This is a genomic window from Brevundimonas sp. ALps5 (assembly GCF_058681645.1).
The window spans coordinates 1683121-1700398 of the sequence record NZ_CM178744.1 but is presented as its reverse complement, the minus strand read 5'-3'; the positions used below and the strand labels follow the sequence as shown (position 1 = coordinate 1700398).

Sequence of the window (17278 nt, the reverse complement as noted above, 5' to 3'; positions counted from 1 at the left end):
GCCTTCAGGCCTCTTCCTCAGGACGGTCGGTCATCTCGCGGATCAGGTCCAGCGCCAGCTTCTGCTGCCGGTTCGACAGCTGGGGGGCCAGACGCGAAATCTCGATCGAATAGCGGGTCGAGGGGAAGTCGTGGTCAAAGGCCGCGCCGCCCTCCTCGGCCATACCCGGCGCTCCCTGGGCCAGGCCCTGGAAGAAATAGCCGATGTCGACCTTGAAGAAGCGAGCGATATCCCAGAGCTTGGACGCCGAGATGCGGTTGGCGCCCTTCTCATACTTCTGAATCTGCTGGAAGGTCAGACCGAGAGCCCGGCCCAGATCGCTCTGATTGTACCCCAGGCTGATGCGTTTTTCGCATACCCGTCTGCCTACATGACGGTCGACGGGGTGGGGTCCGTCTTCGCCTGCGCCTCTAGCCATTTTTCTCTCGCCGTATCCGCGTACTAACGCGACCGTTGTGATGCGCCGCGTTTCAGCGGCTGTCACCCAATATTATACATACGGCGGCGCTTCACATTCGGTTGCAACCTTTAGGCATCATTTTTCGCGGATTCCGCGCTGCAAACCGCGAATGGGTATCAGGTACGAAACGTACCATATGCAAAAACGCGAAAGTTTAGGACCGATTCGCCTTATGCGAGCGAATCCCCCTGAGCGCCGCAAGGGCCAGATTCCGCTCCAGCGGGCTCAGATCGGCGGCGACCTCGGCGATGGCGCGCAGGGCCGCATCGTCCGGCGCCGGATCGTGCGGATTTCCGGACGCGGGCTCAAACACCGTCCCCTCCTCCGCCAACCCCGAAGCAACCCCGGCCGCGGAGCCCGCCGTCAGGCCGGCCGTATGGCCTCCTGTCGGCCCCGTCGTCGCACCGACCTTCGCGCCGGTAGCGCCCCCTCCGCCGCCGTCCGGGCTCGCGTCGCGCACCGGGCCGATGGTGAAGGGCAGACCGGCATAGACCACGGAAACGTCCAGACCGTAGCGGCGGCAGAACTGCCAGATGCGCGAGGCGGGAATGCGCTGGCCGCTTTCATAGCCCTGCCAGCGCCCCTCGGAGGCGCCCATGTCGGCGGCGACCTGACGGCGGGTCAGACCCAGGGCCTCGCGGAGTTCACGGAAGCGACGGCTGACGGCCGCGTCGACGTGACGGGTCCGCTCGGTCTCCTGCCGAGCCCCCGCCGCCCTCTTCCGCGCCTTCTTCATGTTGCCCGCCCGTTCCCGGGCTGGGCCAGCCGGCGCCAGGGCAGGCAGATGGCCAGGCCGGCCAGGACCGCCAGCCAGAAGAACAGATCGCCGACCCGGCCGTAGAGGGTCGCCGGCGCCGGGCGCGGCAGGAAGGCGTCGATGACGCCGCTCTCGCCCGGATTCAGCCGCTTGCCGGGGACCAGTCGGCCCCAGCCGTCGATCATCGCCGAGACCCCGGTCGGGGTGGCGCGCACCACCGGCAGGCCGGTCTCGATGGCGCGATAGCTGGCCAGATTCAGATGCTGCAGCGGCCCCGAGGTCCTGCCGAACCAGGCGTCGTTCGAGACATTGGCGATCCACGACGGCCGCGCCCCCCCGCCCGGGGTGAAGCCCGGATAGAGGCTCTCGTAGCAGATCAGCGGCTGGACGCGCGGGGCGTTGGGCAGGGTGATCGGGGCCGGTTTCGGCCCCGCGCTGAAGTCCGATGGCATATGCACCAGACTGCGGATCCCAAGCGTCCCCATCAGGTCGCCGAGCGGCAGATATTCGCCGAAGGGCACCAGCCGGTATTTGTCATAGATGGCGCTGACCCGCAGACCCGGTCCGTCCCCCTCGTCATGCAGGGCGAACAGGCTGTTGAAATAGCGGTCGGGGGCGCCGGGCTTCGGCGAAGGCTCGGCCCGGGCGAGGCCCATCAGAAGCGTCTGGCCGGGCTGAAGGGCGCGGGCGATGGCCGTGGCTTCCGGGGTGCCGTCGGCGAAGACCTGATTGGCGCTGGCCGGAAGCGCCCCCTCGGGCCAGACTACGACGTCGGGCAGGCCGCCTTCGCCCGGTCTGGCGGTCAGGTTCAGATAGCGGTCGACGATCCCCTGATAGGCCTCGGGCGTCCACTTCGATTCCTGGGCCACGTCAGCCTGAACGATGCGGACGAGCGTCGGCGACAGCTCCACCTTCGCCCCGTGCAGCCGGATCATCCCGCCGATCACGAGGGCCAGCAGAACCCCGGCGCCGATCAGGGCCGAGGCGGCGCGACGCTCGCGCGTGCCCGGTCCGAGAAGCGGGGCGAAGGCCGAGACGGCGGCGACGGTGACGAAGCTGAGGCCATAGACCCCGACGACCGAGGCGAACTGCGAACCCGCCGATCCAGCCTTCCAGCTGGCGCCCGCCGGGTTCCAGGGGAAGCCGGTCAGGACGTGGCCGCGCAGCCATTCCAGCAAACAGAACAGGGCGGCGAAGACGAAAACGCGGATGACGCCCGTGGGCGCGAACCGGCGATAGAGGGCGAGCGCCGTCCCCCAGAAGAGACCCAGACCGGCGGGCAGGAGGCTGGCGGCGAAGGGCGCCATCCAAGCCTGCGACGGATCGACCTGAAACGCCTCGGCGACCCACCAGCAGGAAATGAAGAAATAGGCGAAGCCGCCCAGCCAGCCCATCCAGAAGGCCCCGCGCTTCGTCTCCGACCGCTCGGCCAGCAGCATGAGCAGCGGATAGCCCAACAGGCCCGGTAGAACCCCGAAAGGCGGATGGGCCAGGGCGGCGCCGACGCCGGCCAGAAGCGCCAGACCGATGCGGCCGAGGCGCAGGACCAGCCGACGGCGCTTCTCGCTGGCGGCGGCGAGATCGTGGACGGGCAGATCGGCCAGGGGTTCGGAGGTCATGCGGCCCGTTTTACTGATGGCGGAGGTGGGGGCGATTCAGAGGTCGTCAGGCAGGATGTATGGGTCCGCCACGCCCAGGCTGGCAAGCAGGGTGCGTTCTTCCGCCTCCATCGCCTCGGCCTCGGCCTCCTCCTCATGGTCGCGCCCCAGGACGTGCAGGGTCCCGTGGATGACCAGATGGGTCAGGTGATTGGCCAGGCTCTTGCCCTGCGCTTCCGCCTCGTCGCGGCAGACGCCGAAGGCGAGAACGATATCACCCAGATGGGTGGGCGCTCCGGGCATCGGCATGTCCCCGCCCGGAAAGGACAGGACATTGGTCGGCCGGTCCTTGTCGCGGAACTGGGCGTTGAGCAACTGGACGGCGCCGTTGTCGGTCAGCAGAACGACGAGGCCGCCCTCGACCTCGGCCAGCGCGGCTTGCGCGGCCCGTCCGACGATCGCCTCCGCGTCCGGCAGGGCCTCGGTCCAGTCGTCGGCCTCGATCTCAACCTCGATCATGCAGAAGGATCTTCGAGGTCGGCCTTCGGACGGCTGCCCGCGGCATCGGCGTCATAGGCGCGCACGATCCGCTCGACCATGGCGTGGCGGACCACGTCGCGGGCCTCGAACTCCAGCACCCCGACTCCCTTCACATCGCGCAGGATGCGAAGCGCATGGGCCAGACCAGAATCGCGCGGGTTCAGAAGGTCAATCTGGGTCGGGTCGCCGGTGACGACCATGCGCGCGCCCTCGCCCAGACGGGTCAGGACCATCTTCATCTGCAGCCGCGAGGTGTTCTGGGCCTCGTCGACGATGATGAAGGCGTGGCTGAGGGTGCGGCCGCGCATGAAGGCGATGGGGGCGGCCTCGATCTCGCCCTTGTCGCGACGGCGCTGGACGTCCTCGGCCCCGAGGATATCGTTCAGGGCCTCCCAGATGGGCGCCAGATAGGGGTCGACCTTCTCGTTCAGGTCGCCGGGCAGGAAGCCCAGCTTCTCGCCCGCCTCGACAGCCGGGCGGGTGATGACCAGCCGGTCCACCTGGCCCCGCCGCAGCAGCGACGCGCCGTAGGCGGCGGCGAGGAAGGTCTTGCCGGTGCCTGCCGGGCCGACGCCGAAGCTCAGCTCGTGGTTGGCCAGGACGTCGAGATAGCGGGCCTGGGCGTCGGTCTTGGGCACGATGGCGCCGCGACGGCCGATGGGCAGGGCCAGCGGATCGACGCGACGGCCGCCGCCGGACACGCCGGTGCGAGCCACGCCGATGGCGGCGCGGACGTCGGCCTCATTGACCTCGGCGCGCTGGGCGATCCGACCGGCCAGGGCCTCAATGACCTGTTTGGCATTGGCCCGGTCACGGGCGCCGCCGTTGATCGACACCCCGCCGCCAGGCGCCTCGATCAGCACCTTGAAGGCGTCCTCGATCAGGGCGACGTGACGGCTGTTGGGCCCGATGACGGCGTGCAGCGCATCATCGTCCAGTTCCAGGAATTCGGATTCACGCGCCATTCTTAGTCCGCTACCAGCGCGCTCACGGAGCGCGCCTGCTTGAGCGGGTCATGAAGCAGCCGCCCGGTGAGGCTGTTCTGTTGTCCGCTGATGATTTCGACCGGAACGATCTGGCCGATCAGATGATCCGCGTCATCGACATGGACCGATTGCAGCCAGGGCGAGCGGCCGATGGCCTGACGGCGATGGGCGTGGCGGCCCGCCTTCTCGAACAGGACGTCGACGACCCGGCCGGCGCGAGAGGCGTTGAAGGCGGTCTGCTGTTCGAACAGCAGGGCCTGAAGCGCATCCAGCCGCGCCCTGGCGACCTCGGGCGGAACCTGCGCCCCCATGGTCGAGGCGGGGGTGCCCGGTCGCGGCGAATACATGAAGGAGAAGGCCGAGGCGTAGGTCACCTGACGCACCAGATCCATCGTGTCTTCGAAGTCCCGATCCGTCTCTCCGGGGAAGCCGACGATGAAGTCGCCGGACAGGGCGAGGTCGGGCTGGCTCTCGCGGATGCGGGCGATCAGGTCGATGTATTTCTGACGCCCGTGCTTGCGGTTCATCAGCCGCAGGATCCGGTCCGAGCCCGACTGAACCGGCAAATGCAGCCAGGGCATCAGGGCAGGCAACTCGGCATGGGCGGCGATCAGGTCGTCTGACATGTCGTTGGGATGGCTGGTCGTATAGCGGATGCGATCCAGACCGGGGATTTCGGCCAGGGCATGGGCCAGCTTCGCCAGGGTCCAGACGCCGTCTGGTCCGGCGCCGTCATAGGCGTTGACGTTCTGGCCCAGCAGCATGACCTCGCGCACCCCCTTGTCGGCCAGACCCCGGGCCTCCGCCAGGACGTCGGCGACCGGCCGCGACCATTCGGCGCCGCGCGTATAGGGCACCACGCAGAAGGTGCAGAACTTGTCGCAACCCTCCTGCACGGTCAGGAAGGCGGTCGGCCCGTCGACGCCGCGCGCCGAGGCGCCGCCCGCCGACAGGGCGTCGAACTTCTCATTGGGGGCGAAGTCGGCGCCGATCCGTTCGCCACGCGAGCGGGCGTTGCGGGTCAGCAGCTCGGGCAGCTGGTGATAGGCCTGGGGGCCGACGACCAGGTCGACCGCGGGCTGGCGCAGCATGATCTCCTCGCCCTCGGCCTGGGCGACGCAGCCGGCGACGGCGATGGTCATCCGCCCCTCGCCGCGGGCCAGCTTCTTCTCCCGCATCTCGCGCATCTTGCCGAGCTCGGAATAGATCTTCTCGGCCGCCTTCTCGCGGATATGGCAGGTGTTCAGGATGACGAAGTCGGCGCCTTCGGGCGTATCGGTCGTGGCATAGCCCAGCGGGCGCAGGACATCGGCCATGCGCTCACTGTCATAGACATTCATCTGGCAGCCGTAGGTCTTGATGAAGAGGCGCTTGGGGGGCGTCTCCGCAGTCCCGGCAGGCAGGGGCTCGCGCTCGGGCGCGACGAGGGTCTCGGTCATGATTGGCTTAATAGTGGGCCACAGGGCGTTTCGCCACTTCGGCCACGCCGATCAATGATCGTGGCGGGCGCCGTGGCGGGTGAAGATCAGGCCTTCGCGCTTGGACGGCTCGGCGCCTTCGATGGCCGTGCCGTAGAGCTCGAGCTTGTGCCCGACCAGCTGGAAGCCGAGGCGTTCGGCGATCTCGGTCTTCAGCCGCTCGATCTCGGCATCGAAGAACTCGATGACCTCGCCGGTGCGGGTGTCGATCAGGTGATCGTGGTGATCGTCGCCAGCCTCTTCATAGCGGCTGCGGCCGTCGCCGAAATCGTGCTTCTCGACCACGCCCGCTTCCTCGAACAGACGCACGGTCCGGTAGACGGTGGCGATCGAGATATGGGGGTCGATGGCGGAAGCGCGGCGGTACAGCTCCTCCACGTCCGGATGGTCCTCGGCGTTCGACAGCACCCGCGCGATCACGCGCCGCTGCTCGGTCATCCGCATGCCGCGTTCGGCGCAAAGCTTTTCGATCCGGTCCATGGTTCGACAGGATAGAGGCGACCTCAGCCGGAGGGAAGCCGCTCTTGCAGGTTGAGTGCGAGAAGTCGCGCATCGACGCGGCTGCCGTCGGCTTTTTCATAGTAGTTTCTGCGCAGACCGGTCTCGACGAAGCCGAGGCGGGCGTAGAGGGCGCGGGCGCCGGCATTGTCCTCGGCGACCTCGAGGAACAGGCTGATCGCCCCGGCGCGAGCGGCGATTTCGGCAGCGACCCGGGTCAACTGCGCGCCCAGCCCCGCGCGGCGGGCGGCGGGACGGACGGCCAGGGTCAGGATCTCGGCCTCGTCCAGCACCACGCGGCACAGGATGAAGCCGTCGGTCGCGTGGACGGCGAAGACCCCGGCCTGCCCCAGAAGGCTGTCCAGGGCGGGGGCGTCCCAAGGGCTGGAGAAGGCCTCGGCGTGGATGGCGGCAAGCGCGGAGGCGAGGTCGGGCGCGTCCTCCGGGCCGGGGGAGACGGTCAGCCCGGAAGCGGATGATTCGGTCACGACGGCTTCGCAGGTCGCGCCTGACCGGGCAGGCGGGTCGGCGGAGTCGCATCGGGCGCGCGCAGATAGAGCGGTGCGGGCGGGGAGGTCGCCGGATCAGCGGCGATCGTCAGGGCGGCGAGGGCGGCGGGGGTCGGGACGGTAATGAGGGCGGGCGCGAAGCCCGGGGCGCGAACGTCCAGTTCATCGGGTGACGAGGGCGGCGGCGCGCCCCGCAACATGGGCTCCAGAATCAACGGTCCGCCACTGCCCACGACGGTGGAGGCGATATGGCCCTCGGTCGCGATCCCGAAAGCGTCTTCGATCCGGATGGCGGCTGCGGCATTGGTCGGAACGCCGTCGAGAAAGGTCTGGACATAGACCTGGCCCCGGCGGGCGTCGATCGCGGCGACGATGGCGATCGATGCATCGATGTCCAGGGCGGAGGCCGCCAGTCCCGCCAGGGTCGAGATCCCGACGACCGGCACGCCGAGCGCCGCGCCCAGCCCCTGGGCGAAGGCGAGGCCGACACGCAGGCCGGTGAAGGAGCCGGGGCCGACGGTGACGCCGATGCGCTCGACGCCCTCGAAGCCGCCCGCCTCCGCCACGGCGTCGCGGACGAAACCGCCGATCCGCTCCTGATGCCCCTTGGCCATGGGTTCGATGCGGACGCCGAGCGGCCGGTCGCCGTCGAAGACGGCGGCGGTGCAGGCGTTCAGCGCCGTATCGATGACGAGGACCTTCATGGGCGGACCTCTATCCGCGCAGGGCCCGGATGGCGAGGCCTTCGCCGCGTGGATGGTCAGCGGCCGGTTACCGCGAGGCCAGAGCGTCCACGATGGTCGCCACGGCCCGCCGGGCCTCGCGGCTCTCGATCAGGCCGAAGCCGGTCGCCACTGCCCGCCCCTCGACGCTGGCGCTCAGGAAGCGCAGACCGGTCAGCCATTCGGCCTCGGCCGCGTCCGAGCCGCTCTTGCGGGGCCCGGTCGCCATACTGGCCGGGGCCGCATCCGGCGCGGGCGGCGGGAAGAAGCCGGCCGTCGAGGTGGCGAGCACGGTGGCGATCCGGTGCAGGCGCGAGACCGAAACCCGATTGGTCCCGGCCTCATACTTCTGGATTTGCTGGGGACTGATGCCCAGCCGATCCGAAAGCGCCTGTTGCGACAGGCCGAGCGCGGCGCGGCGCTGGGCGATGCGCGCCCCGACGAAGGCGTCCACCTGGTCCGGCGATCTCGGCATCCATCCCTCCAGCGCTATCCGGAGAGCAGAGTTTCATGAAACGAAACCATTTGCAACTTATTCGTTTCATTGATCCCGCATTACGGATCGAGGCGGGCGATGACGGCGGCGACGCGGGCGGCGCGGCCCCGGTCCAGCACGGTCTCGGCGTTCAGTCCGCCGGGGCCGCCCCGCAGATAGAGGCGGTCGGCGTCGGCGCGGTCATAGAGGCGGATCAGGCGCGAGCCGTCGGTCAGGTCGATGACGCAGCCTTGATCCCGGCGCGGCCAGCGGCCCGGATCGAACTCCAGCACCACGCCCGAGGCGGCCCAGGGAGCGAGGTCGTCGTTGGAGAGCTGAAGGCGTTCGATGGAAGCCAATTCCAGAGCCGGGGCGAGAACCGGAGCGCCGCCCCAACCGCGTCCGCCGCTTTCGACGCCCCTCGCGGGCGGTGCGACGGGGACATCGGCGGCGATCCGGGCGGCGGCGAGGGCGAGGTCTTCGGGGCTGGCGTCGAGGGCGGCGGTCAGACGCCGCTGAACGTCGGGGCGGAACAGGCCGGGCCGCTTGCCGGCCTCGTACAGGCCCCAGCCCTGACTGGTCATGCCGAGCCGGGCGCCGGCCTCGGCCTGGCTCAGCCCGCGGTCGCGGCGCAGGCCGGCCAGGGCCTCGCCGAGGGCGCGCACGTCGCTGTCCTGTTCAAAGCGGGGCATGCGGCGGAAAATGACAGGCTTCCGGCAAGGCGGCCAGAACGAAATGGTTTCACTGAAACGACGTCGGGGTAGACTGTCCTCATGAGTCCGCCGTCCGAAATCCCGACCGGCCTGCCCGGCTTTCGCCTGTGGCCCGCCGCCCTGTCGGAGACGGAACAGGCGGCCCTGGTCGCCGAGGTCTTCGCCGCGATAGAAGCCGCGCCCCTCTATCGCCCCGTGACGCCGGGCGGGCGGCCCTTCTCGGTGCGGATGACCAACCTCGGCCCGCTCGGCTGGGTCTCTGACCGCGACGGCTACCGCTATCAACCGATCCATCCAGAGACCTGTGAGACGTGGCCGCCGATCCCGCCCGTGCTGCTTGACCTCTGGGATCGCCTGACGGGCTGGCCCGCTCCGCCCGACGCCTGTCTGGTCAACCTCTATCGTGACGGGGCGAAGATGGGGCTGCATCAGGATCGCGACGAGGCGGATCACGCCGCGCCGGTCCTGTCGGTCTCGCTGGGCGACACCGCGACCTTCCGCATCGGCCCGGCCGAGGGCGGCCCAAATCCCACTGGCAAGACCCGGACCTTCCGCCTGACCTCCGGCGACGTCTGCGCCCTGACCGGGCCGGCAAGGCTGGCGCGGCATGGGATCGCCCGGGTGCTGGAGGGCTCGTCGCGCCTGATCCCGGGGGGCGGGCGCCTCAATCTGACACTGCGCCGGGCGCTTTAGGGACTCGACGGTCGCCGCGGTCGGGATCAAGGTCCCCGTCGCCTACAAACCCGACCCGTTCCGGAGCGCCGCATGACCGTCCTGATCCGTCCCGAAGGCCAGACCGCCGAAGACCTGAAATTCTCGCGACGGACGCTCGGCGCCGCGACCGTCGGCGGCCTCTTCTTCAGCCAGTATGCGGTCGCCGCCCTGGCCCAGTCCGCCGAGCCGATCGTCACGGATTCCCACGGCCTGACCGTGGCAGATGTCAGATATCCGGCCCCCGACGGCTTCGCCCTGCCCGCCTATGTGGCCCGCCCCGAGGGCGACGGCCCCTTCCCGGTCGTGATCGTGGTGTCCGAGATCTTCGGCGTCCACGCCTATATCCAGGACATCTGCCGCCGTCTGGCCAAACAGGGCTATGCGGCCATCGCCCCGGCCTTCTTCGTCCGCGTTGAGGATCCGGCGCCCCTGTCCGACATGACCCGCATCCGCCAGATCGTCGGCGCGGCCAAATACGAACAGGTCATGGGCGACGTCTCGGCGACCCTGGACTGGGCCAGCCGCCAGCTCTGGGCCAATGGCGACAAGGTCGGGATCACCGGCTATTGCTGGGGCGGCAAGGTGGTCTGGCAGGCCTGCGCCCGCTTCCCCGTCCTCGATCAGGGCGTCGCCTGGTACGGCCAGCTGGCCCCGTCGGCGACCGCCACCCCCGAACAGGCCTCGGCCGGCACCCCCTGGCCCGTCGAACTGGCCGACGATCTGAAATGCCCGGTGCTGGGTCTCTACGGCGAGCTCGACCAGGGCATTCCCCAGACGGCGGTCGAGGCCATGCGCGCCGCCCTGCGTTCGGCGGGGAACACCACCAGCGAGATCGTGGTCTATCCGGGCGCCCAGCACGGCTTCCACGCCGACTACCGCGCCAGCTACAAGGCCGACGCCGCCGCCGACGGCTGGGCCAGGCTGCTCAAGGTCTTCGAGGCGAAGCTGAAGTAAGCGGGATCAGGCTTCGCTGGCCGGCATCACCCCGGCCGTGATGGCGATCCGGCCGATCAGCCCCTTGACGATCAGATCCAGCGGCTGCCCCTCGCGATAGTCGGCCGCGGCGACGAAATTGACCCGGTCCTCGGAGATCAGGCTGTAGACCTTCTTCTGGTCGCGGGCGGTGTTCTGGGGGTCGTAGACGGCGATCGAGAAGCCGCCCTTGGTGTGCATCATCTTCATGGTCGGGACGTCGGTGTCCCCGTCGCCGAGGAAGATCATCCGCTCGAACGGCACCGGCCGGTCGTCGTCGGCGACGAATTTGTTGATCCGCTCGTGGTCCCAGTGGTTCAGCACGCCCTTGTTGATGCGGAACAGATACTGGGTCTTGGTTGTGTAGTTGACCCCGACTGCCGGCCAGATCGCCGTGCCCGTGTCGTCATAGGCGAACTTGGATGCGAAGACGTGGTGGAAGGCGTCGCGGATCGGGCAGCCGTCGATCATTTCCTCGAGGCCCGCCGAGATGATGTAGTGCTCGATATCGAGGCCGTATTTGGCGCCGGTCTCATTGATCCGCTCGAACCAGCCCTTGCCGGTCAGGTCGGACTTCAGTCCGTCGAACAGCTTCACGTCCTCGCCGTGGCCGGCCAGCAGCTTGCGAGTGATGGGGGCGCCGTGCTCGCGCGCCCGCTGCAGCATCAGCTGCATGTACATCAGGATGTTGTCGGCGTCGTTCGACTTGGTCAGCCGGTCCGCCTCGCCCCAGAAGTCGCCGATGCCCATGCCCAGCGACGGGATGAAGGTCACCTCCTGCATGTTCCCCCGTGCGAGGGTGCCGTCGAAGTCGTAGATGATGGCGGTCTTGAGAAGCTCGGTCATGCGGCTCCTCTATCCCGTTCCCGCGGGCTTTGAAATCCGGTCAGCCCAGCTGCAGTTCCGGGGCCGCCGCGTCGCTCTGGGCGTCGACGGGCAGGTGCAGAATGAAGGCGGCGCCCTTGCCGGGCTCCGATTCCACCTCGGCCCAGCCGCCGTGCAGCTCGACCAGGGCCTTGACCAGCGCCAGTCCGACGCCCGGGCCGCCCCGGTCGCGACGCACGAAGCGGTCGAAGACGTGGGCCTGCAGATGGTAGGGAATGCCGCGCCCGGTGTCCTCGACGCGGATGCGGATCTCCGAGGCATTGCCCTCGGCGCGCAGGGTGACGACACCGTCCTCGGCGACCGAACGGGTGGCGTTTTCCAGCAGGTGGTCCAGGGCCTGGGCGATGCGGCGGGCGTCGCCGCGAATGGCGCTGACGGTCTCTACCGGGTTGACGATCAGCCGGGCGCCGCGCCCCTCGATGCGCGGGCGATAGCGGTCGGCGGCGGCGGCGAACAGGTCTTCTATGCGCACATCGCCCAGCGCCAGCTCCATCTCCCCGGCGTCGATCTGAGCCATGTCCAGAACGTCGTCGATCGAACGGGCCAGCTGGCTGGCGGCGACGCGGATGGCCCCGGCGTGCTGGCGGTTGCGCTCGTTCAGATTGCCCAGCGTCTCGAGCAGCTCCGAATAGCCGACGATGGTCGTCAGGGGGGTGCGCAGCTCATAGCTGACCGAGCCGACGAACTCCCGTTTCAGGGCCTGGCTTTCCTCCAGCGCCACAGCCTTCGCGGCCAGGGCCTGTTCCAGTTCGCGTCGGGCGGTGACGTCGGAGAAGGCGACCAGGGTCGCGCCGTCCGGCAGGGGGCGGGTCTGCCAGGCGGCGATGCGGCCGTCGGCGGTGCGGCCCTCGCCCGAGATCGGCACCCGGCTTTCGGGATCGGGATCGGCGACCCGTGCCTTCAGCCCCAGCCACAGAGCCGGATCGGGCAGGGTTTCCTTGGCCAGATCGGCGACGGCGTCGAAGTCCGAAGCCTCGGCCAGACGCTCGGCCGAGACATCCCAGAAGCTCTCGAAGGCCTCGTTGTGCAGCCGCAGCCGTCCGTCCGAGCCGAACACGGCGACGGCGTCGTTCAGCTTGTCGAGGGTCGCGGTCTGGACCTGGATCTGGGCGTTGTAGCGGCTGCGCAGCTTCAGCTCGTCGGTGATGTCCGAGAACAGCAACAGAATGCCGCCCAGCGGGTGCGGCTGGCGCACGACGCGCAGGGTGCGGCCGTCGGGCAGGGACCAGCTGTCGTCCGGCGCGGCCTCGGAGGCGCCGTAGAAGTCGAGCTCCCCGGCCTTCCAGCCGGCATAGTCGACGACTTCGGGCAGCTGGCGCTTCTGGCGCAGCCGGTCCAGCAGCTCGGCGTGGGTCGGGCGCTCGTCCAGCCAGGCCGGGTCGATGTTGAACAGCTGCTGGAAGGCCACGTTGTGGAAGGCCAGCCGCTTGGACGGGCCGAAGATGGCCACGGCGTCGGCGAGGTGGTTCAGGGTCTCGTCATGGGCCTCGACGTGACGGCGCAGGGTGTCGCGCGTCTCCTCGGCCTCGGTCATGTCGATGGCGAAGGCCAGGACGGCGCCGGCCAGGGCCCCGGTCCGGGCGAGGGGCTCGGCGACGATGCGCCAGGCGCGGCGGCGGCCGCCCCCGGTGGTCCAGCGGAAGCCTTCCTGCCGCACCCCGATGCGACCGGCCTCGTTCAGCAAGGCCTCGGCGCCGCGATCGAAGACCAGGCCCCTGTCGCGCGCCTCTTCCAGAGACGCCGCATCGACCTCACCCAGCCAGGCCCGGTTGGCCCACAGCAGCTTGCCCTCGGCGTCGATCACCCAGGTCGGGGCCGGGGAGGCGTCGGTCAGCAGGCCCAGACTGGCCTCGACGCCCGAGACCATGGCCCGGATCGGATAGAGCCTCAGCCAGGCGACGCCGCCCGACAGCCGGCCCTCGACGGCCCAGCCGCCGGTCGTGGTGTCGATGCGCAGGTCGCAGGCCTCGCCCTGTTCGACCAGGGCGCGGATCTGGGTCGGCCAGGCGGCATGGACGGCGCTGGCCAGGACCACGGCGTCGTCGGCGCCCTCGTCCTCGGGACACAGGGCCGCGCGGGCTGCGACCACGGCCTCGGTCGGGCCCAGAAGGGTGGTGACGCCGCCGTCGGAGGTCAGGCCGATGCGCAGGTCCTCGAAGGCCGTCAGAGCCCCGTCGCGCTCGGACAGGGCGGCGGCGCGCTGGGCCTCCCAGGCCTCGACCTCGTCCTCGCGCGCGGCCAGCCGACCGCGCAGCCGCCAGGCCCAGGCGCTGACCGCCAGCGCCAGACCCGCCGCACCTGCCGCCGCCACAAAGGCGATTTCGGCCTCCGCCATCAATCCTCACCCGCCGATTCGATGATTCACCATAGCTTAAGACGGGTGATTTGCATGGGGGCGGGAGACAGGGACCAGGGACCAGGGATTGGGGGCGACGTATTGCCTCTGGATTCCCACCGTCCGAGGCCTCGCTTTTCGCCGCGACTGCCCCCATCCCTAGTCCCTAGTCCCCAGTCACTTCCGGCCCCTATGCCCGACACCCCCTCCTCCGCCTGGACCGACCAGCTCGCCCCCTCGCTCGACGACTTCGCCCGGCTGGCCGAACAGGCCTTCGCCGACCTGCCCGAGGAATTCCGCGCGGCGGCGGGCGAGGTGGTGTTCCGCATCGACGACTTCGCCGACGACGAGACCCTGGCGAGCTTCGGCATCGAGGACCCGTTCGAGCTCAGCGGCCTCTATCACGGCGTCGATATCGGCCGGCGCGACTCCATGGGGCCGGCGATCGAGCCCTCGCGCATCTTCCTCTACCGCCGCCCCATCCTCGACGAATGGTGCGAGCGCGGCGACGTCGGCCTGGCCGAGATCATCACCCACGTCCTGATCCACGAGATCGGCCACCACTTCGGCCTCGACGACGACCAGATCCACGCGATCGAGGATGAGGCGGACTGACGGTGTCCGTTCGCGCTTCGTGAACGCACAGGCGTGGTCGTTCGCGAACGGACGGCGGTCGCAGCCGTAGAGCCGGTGGCGAGGCGGGAGGGACGGCGGCACGGTCGGGACATCGGAGCCCGGCCGTTGGGCTCCCCCTCTCAGGATCGCCGCCATGAAAGCCTTCGCCCTCTCCGCTCTCGCCGCCGCCCTGCTCGTCGCGGCCCCCGCCTTCGCCGCTGACGACTCCACCGTCACCCTGACCTTCGACACCGCCGCCGCGACCGGCGAGATCATGGTGGTGCTGTTCAACAGTGAAGCCGCCTACGGCGGTCAGGGCGCCCCGGTCGCCCAGGCCATGATCGATGTCGCCGCCGGCCAGCACACGGCGACCTTCACCGTCCCCGCCGGTGACTACGCCGTGAAGTCGTTCCACGACGTCAACGGCGACGGCCGCATGAACACCAACCCCTTCGGCATGCCGACCGAGCCCTATGCCTTCTCCAACAACGCCCGTGGAAACATGGGCCCGGCGACCTGGGAGCAGGCGCACTTCACCGTCGAGGGCGACACCGCCCAGACGATCAGCTTGCGCTGATCTTTTTCTCTGGGGGCTGACGCGCTTCGCGCTGCTTGAGCCCCCAAACCCGCGCTTCCTCCCGGGGGCTAACGCGCTTCGCGCTGCTTGAGCCCCCAAACCCCCGGCCTTCCCCCAAATCTTCTTCTGCCGAGTGCGACCATGACCCCCACCCGCCGCAACTTCCTGATGGGCGCCGCCGCCCTGTCCGCCGCCGTCGCCACGCCTGAGATGGTGCGCGCCGCCGCCGCGCTGGACGCCACCGCTGATTGGGCGCTCGCCACCCGCGACCTCGAAGGCGATGTCGCGCCGCAAGCCCTGAGGCTGACCCACGGCCGGGCGCCGGCGGGGCTGGAGGGGACGCTGTTCCGGAACGGTCCGGCGAAATTCCGTCGCCCGGGCGGCTCGGCGACCCACTGGTTCGATGGCGACGGCCTGATGCGGTCCTTCGACATCCGCGACGGCCGGGCGACGCTTCAGGCCCGGTTCGCCGACACCCCCAAGCGCCGCCATGAGACCGAGCTCGACGCCATCGTCACCCCCGGTTTCGGCACGGCGGGCGACCGCCGCGCCCGGGTGGATTCCAACGACGCCGCCAATGTCGCCAACACCTCGGTCATGGTCGCGGGCGAGAGCGTCTGGGCCCTGTGGGAGGGCGGCTCGCCGCTGGCCATGGACCCGTCCAGCCTCGCCACCGGAAGCTTCGTCACCCTGCGCGACGACCTCAAGGGCATGCCCTTCCAGGCCCACCCCCGCTATGCGCCGGACGGCACGGTCTGGAACGTCGGGACCAGCGGCGACCAGATGATCGTCTGGCATCTGCGCGCCGACGGCGGCCTGATCGAGGCCTCGGTCGTGCGCCTGCCGCGCAACAGCTATTTCCACGACTTCACCGCCACCGACCGGCATCTGGTGATCGTGCTCCAGCCCTGGGTGTTCGATCACCGCGCCATGCCCTTCGCCAGCCAGTTCGCCTGGAAGCCGGAGATGGGGACCCAGGTCCTGGTGCTGGACAAGGCCAACCTGACGCAGACCCGGCTGTTCGAACTGCCGACCTTCTCCTTCTTCCATCTCGGCGATGCCTGGGCCGATCGCGACGGCACGATCCGTTTCGACGTCGCGGCCGGCAAGGACGTCCAGTTCGCGGTCGAGGGCGCCCGCGTCATGGTCCAGCAACGCGGCCGCGTCCCCGGCGAGCCCGCCGTGCTCAAACTGGTCACCCTGCACGCCGACGGCCGCGCCGACATGGTCTCCAGCGGCGTGGTCGGCGAGTTCCCCAAGGCCAATCCGCGCTTCGCCGGCCTCAACCGCACCCTGACCGCCCATACGGCGGGCGAAACCCCGGACCGTCCCCTGCCCACCGGTCTGGCGGTTCAGGACTGGGCCTCGGGCAAGTCCGACAGCTTCGAGTTCGGCATCGGCCATATCGTCGAGGAGACGGTGTTCGTGCCCAGGCCGAACGCCCGCGCCGAGCGCGACGCCTGGCTGGTCGGCCCCGCCATCAACCTGCGCGCAGGGGTGACCGAGTTGCACGTCTTCGACGCCGCCCACGTCTCGGACGGCCCGGTCGCCACCTGGACCGCCGACGTGGCCCTGCCGGCCGGCTTCCACGGGGCGTGGAAGGGCTAGGGTTTCGGGATTCTAGTACCAGCCCGCGTCCCTGAGGGCCTTGGCATAGCGGCGGCTGACCGGCGCGGTCAGGCCGCCGTCCAGCGACAGGGTGGCTCGGCCGTCGCCTCGGGCGACGTCACGCACGGCGTCCCGGGCCACCCACCAGCTGCGGTGGGTCTGGGCGCCCTCCAGTCCTTCCAGCTCCTCCAGGGCGTCGGCCAGCCGCATCAGGATCAGGTCCGAGCCCCGGTCGGTGTGGATGCGCAGATAATGGTCCTCGGCCTGGACGGCGCGGATCGTCGCGCCCCTCAGCTTCATCGGCAGGCGGTCGGGGAAGCGGGCGGCGGGCGCCCCCACCTCGGCCGCATGGGTCTGGACCGGCTGGGCCTTGGACAGGAAGACGTTGATGGCCGACAGGGTCGCGGTCACCACCCCGACCGGGATCAGCATATAGGGCAGGGCCGACAGCGGATAGAGATGCCCGTCGAAGACCAGCCCCGTCACCGCCCAGACCAGAACCGAGACCGGCCCGGTGATGGCGGCGGTCAGGGCCACGACCGTCAGCCACGGCCTTTCATCCAGATCGATCCAGCGCTCGATCAACCGTGAACACAGGTGCCCCCAGAAGGCGCCGGCCAGCATCACCGGGACCCAGTAGGCCAGACGCAGGCCGAACGGCGCCTCGCCCGTCCCGAAGGCGCCCATGAAGGCGAACACCCCGCCGGCCGCCGCCGCCACGACAATGCCGCGAACAAGGCCGAGGGTCAGAGGCTTGCGGGGGAGCGCGAAATCGGCCGATCGGTTTGACGGATTGGGGGAATTCAGGATGGGACTCATTGCATTCGAGGGCGGTT

Annotated in this window: 19 protein-coding genes; 5 read left to right on the top strand and 14 right to left on the bottom strand. The window is 69.6% G+C overall.

Annotated elements, in window-relative coordinates; all coding sequences use genetic code 11:
- Window positions 1–4 precede the first annotated feature (4 nt).
- The 11 genes from ACW172_RS08165 to ACW172_RS08115 form a co-directional block, all read right to left on the bottom strand.
- Entirely contained in the window at window positions 5–418 is a 414-nt protein-coding gene (locus tag ACW172_RS08165; protein WP_492034679.1) for a helix-turn-helix domain-containing protein, read from the bottom strand.
- Window positions 419–614: 196 nt separating this feature from the next.
- A complete protein-coding gene (locus ACW172_RS08160) occupies window positions 615–1196 on the bottom strand; it encodes a helix-turn-helix domain-containing protein (RefSeq protein ID WP_492034678.1) in 582 nt (193 codons plus the stop codon).
- The gene (gene lnt, locus ACW172_RS08155; protein WP_492034677.1) at window positions 1193–2836 is read right to left on the bottom strand and encodes an apolipoprotein N-acyltransferase; all 1644 of its coding nucleotides are present in this window, start codon (window positions 2834–2836) and stop codon (window positions 1193–1195) included. The genes ACW172_RS08160 and lnt overlap by 4 nt, the downstream gene beginning before the upstream one ends.
- 36 nt (window positions 2837–2872) lie before the next feature.
- Window positions 2873–3334, bottom strand: a complete 462-nt coding sequence (gene ybeY / locus ACW172_RS08150; RefSeq protein WP_492034676.1) for an rRNA maturation RNase YbeY — start codon at window positions 3332–3334, stop codon at window positions 2873–2875.
- Window positions 3331–4320 (bottom strand): PhoH family protein, encoded by a 990-nt coding sequence (locus ACW172_RS08145; RefSeq protein ID WP_492034675.1) that lies wholly within the window; start codon window positions 4318–4320, stop codon window positions 3331–3333. Before ACW172_RS08145 ends, ybeY begins: the two co-directional genes overlap by 4 nt.
- A 2-nt stretch (window positions 4321–4322) precedes the next feature.
- Entirely contained in the window at window positions 4323–5780 is a 1458-nt protein-coding gene (miaB, locus tag ACW172_RS08140; RefSeq protein WP_492034674.1) for a tRNA (N6-isopentenyl adenosine(37)-C2)-methylthiotransferase MiaB, read from the bottom strand.
- Window positions 5781–5831: 51 nt separating this feature from the next.
- On the bottom strand, window positions 5832–6299 hold the full coding sequence (locus ACW172_RS08135; protein WP_207869338.1) for a Fur family transcriptional regulator: 468 nt from the start codon (window positions 6297–6299) through the stop codon (window positions 5832–5834).
- Between the two features lie 23 nt (window positions 6300–6322).
- Window positions 6323–6805, bottom strand: coding sequence for a GNAT family N-acetyltransferase (locus ACW172_RS08130; RefSeq protein ID WP_492034673.1), 483 nt, complete (start codon window positions 6803–6805; stop codon window positions 6323–6325).
- The gene (gene tsaB, locus ACW172_RS08125; protein WP_492034672.1) at window positions 6802–7530 is read right to left on the bottom strand and encodes a tRNA (adenosine(37)-N6)-threonylcarbamoyltransferase complex dimerization subunit type 1 TsaB; all 729 of its coding nucleotides are present in this window, start codon (window positions 7528–7530) and stop codon (window positions 6802–6804) included. The genes ACW172_RS08130 and tsaB overlap by 4 nt, the downstream gene beginning before the upstream one ends.
- 67 nt (window positions 7531–7597) lie before the next feature.
- A complete protein-coding gene (locus ACW172_RS08120; protein ID WP_492034671.1) occupies window positions 7598–8023 on the bottom strand; it encodes a helix-turn-helix domain-containing protein in 426 nt (141 codons plus the stop codon).
- A gap of 80 nt (window positions 8024–8103) precedes the next feature.
- Window positions 8104–8688, bottom strand: coding sequence for a helix-turn-helix domain-containing protein (locus ACW172_RS08115; protein WP_492034670.1), 585 nt, complete (start codon window positions 8686–8688; stop codon window positions 8104–8106).
- A gap of 108 nt (window positions 8689–8796) precedes the next feature.
- Between ACW172_RS08115 and ACW172_RS08110 the strand changes: the two genes are divergently transcribed.
- A complete protein-coding gene (locus ACW172_RS08110) occupies window positions 8797–9429 on the top strand; it encodes an alpha-ketoglutarate-dependent dioxygenase AlkB family protein (RefSeq protein ID WP_492034669.1) in 633 nt (210 codons plus the stop codon).
- Window positions 9430–9501: 72 nt separating this feature from the next.
- The gene (locus ACW172_RS08105) at window positions 9502–10404 is read left to right on the top strand and encodes a dienelactone hydrolase family protein (RefSeq protein ID WP_492034668.1); all 903 of its coding nucleotides are present in this window, start codon (window positions 9502–9504) and stop codon (window positions 10402–10404) included.
- A 6-nt stretch (window positions 10405–10410) separates the two neighbouring features.
- On the opposite strand, the gene ACW172_RS08100 is transcribed toward ACW172_RS08105, so the two are convergent.
- Both ACW172_RS08100 and ACW172_RS08095 read right to left on the bottom strand, forming a co-directional pair.
- On the bottom strand, window positions 10411–11268 hold the full coding sequence (locus tag ACW172_RS08100; protein WP_492034667.1) for an HAD family hydrolase: 858 nt from the start codon (window positions 11266–11268) through the stop codon (window positions 10411–10413).
- 40 nt (window positions 11269–11308) lie between these two features.
- Window positions 11309–13642, bottom strand: a complete 2334-nt coding sequence (locus tag ACW172_RS08095) for a sensor histidine kinase (protein ID WP_492034666.1) — start codon at window positions 13640–13642, stop codon at window positions 11309–11311.
- Between the two features lie 192 nt (window positions 13643–13834).
- On the opposite strand from ACW172_RS08095, the gene ACW172_RS08090 reads away from it, so the two are divergent.
- The 3 genes from ACW172_RS08090 (at window position 13835) to ACW172_RS08080 (ending at window position 16442) form a co-directional block, all read left to right on the top strand.
- On the top strand, window positions 13835–14257 hold the full coding sequence (locus tag ACW172_RS08090) for a metallopeptidase family protein (RefSeq protein ID WP_492034665.1): 423 nt from the start codon (window positions 13835–13837) through the stop codon (window positions 14255–14257).
- 154 nt (window positions 14258–14411) lie between these two features.
- Window positions 14412–14834 carry a DUF2141 domain-containing protein gene (locus ACW172_RS08085; protein ID WP_492034664.1) on the top strand — a complete coding sequence of 141 codons (423 nt, stop codon included), beginning with the start codon at window positions 14412–14414 and terminating at the stop codon, window positions 14832–14834.
- Between the two features lie 141 nt (window positions 14835–14975).
- On the top strand, window positions 14976–16442 hold the full coding sequence (locus tag ACW172_RS08080) for a carotenoid oxygenase family protein (protein ID WP_492034663.1): 1467 nt from the start codon (window positions 14976–14978) through the stop codon (window positions 16440–16442).
- A 12-nt stretch (window positions 16443–16454) separates the two neighbouring features.
- On the opposite strand, the gene ACW172_RS08075 is transcribed toward ACW172_RS08080, so the two are convergent.
- Complete coding sequence (locus ACW172_RS08075) at window positions 16455–17261, bottom strand: LytTR family DNA-binding domain-containing protein (protein ID WP_492034662.1); 807 nt, start codon at window positions 17259–17261, stop codon at window positions 16455–16457.
- Between the last annotated feature and the right edge of the window lie 17 nt (window positions 17262–17278).

Coding starts and splice junctions, on each gene's coding strand:
- ACW172_RS08165 (WP_492034679.1), bottom strand. CDS start 418: ATGGCTAGAGGCGCAGGCGAAGACGGACCCCACCCCGTCGACCGTCAT.
- ACW172_RS08160 (WP_492034678.1), bottom strand. CDS start 1,196: ATGAAGAAGGCGCGGAAGAGGGCGGCGGGGGCTCGGCAGGAGACCGAG.
- lnt (WP_492034677.1), bottom strand. CDS start 2,836: ATGACCTCCGAACCCCTGGCCGATCTGCCCGTCCACGATCTCGCCGCC.
- ybeY (WP_492034676.1), bottom strand. CDS start 3,334: ATGATCGAGGTTGAGATCGAGGCCGACGACTGGACCGAGGCCCTGCCG.
- ACW172_RS08145 (WP_492034675.1), bottom strand. CDS start 4,320: ATGGCGCGTGAATCCGAATTCCTGGAACTGGACGATGATGCGCTGCAC.
- miaB (WP_492034674.1), bottom strand. CDS start 5,780: ATGACCGAGACCCTCGTCGCGCCCGAGCGCGAGCCCCTGCCTGCCGGG.
- ACW172_RS08135 (WP_207869338.1), bottom strand. CDS start 6,299: ATGGACCGGATCGAAAAGCTTTGCGCCGAACGCGGCATGCGGATGACC.
- tsaB (WP_492034672.1), bottom strand. CDS start 7,530: ATGAAGGTCCTCGTCATCGATACGGCGCTGAACGCCTGCACCGCCGCC.
- ACW172_RS08120 (WP_492034671.1), bottom strand. CDS start 8,023: ATGCCGAGATCGCCGGACCAGGTGGACGCCTTCGTCGGGGCGCGCATC.
- ACW172_RS08110 (WP_492034669.1), top strand. CDS start 8,797: ATGAGTCCGCCGTCCGAAATCCCGACCGGCCTGCCCGGCTTTCGCCTG.
- ACW172_RS08105 (WP_492034668.1), top strand. CDS start 9,502: ATGACCGTCCTGATCCGTCCCGAAGGCCAGACCGCCGAAGACCTGAAA.
- ACW172_RS08100 (WP_492034667.1), bottom strand. CDS start 11,268: ATGACCGAGCTTCTCAAGACCGCCATCATCTACGACTTCGACGGCACC.
- ACW172_RS08095 (WP_492034666.1), bottom strand. CDS start 13,642: ATGGCGGAGGCCGAAATCGCCTTTGTGGCGGCGGCAGGTGCGGCGGGT.
- ACW172_RS08090 (WP_492034665.1), top strand. CDS start 13,835: ATGCCCGACACCCCCTCCTCCGCCTGGACCGACCAGCTCGCCCCCTCG.
- ACW172_RS08085 (WP_492034664.1), top strand. CDS start 14,412: ATGAAAGCCTTCGCCCTCTCCGCTCTCGCCGCCGCCCTGCTCGTCGCG.
- ACW172_RS08080 (WP_492034663.1), top strand. CDS start 14,976: ATGACCCCCACCCGCCGCAACTTCCTGATGGGCGCCGCCGCCCTGTCC.
- ACW172_RS08075 (WP_492034662.1), bottom strand. CDS start 17,261: ATGAGTCCCATCCTGAATTCCCCCAATCCGTCAAACCGATCGGCCGAT.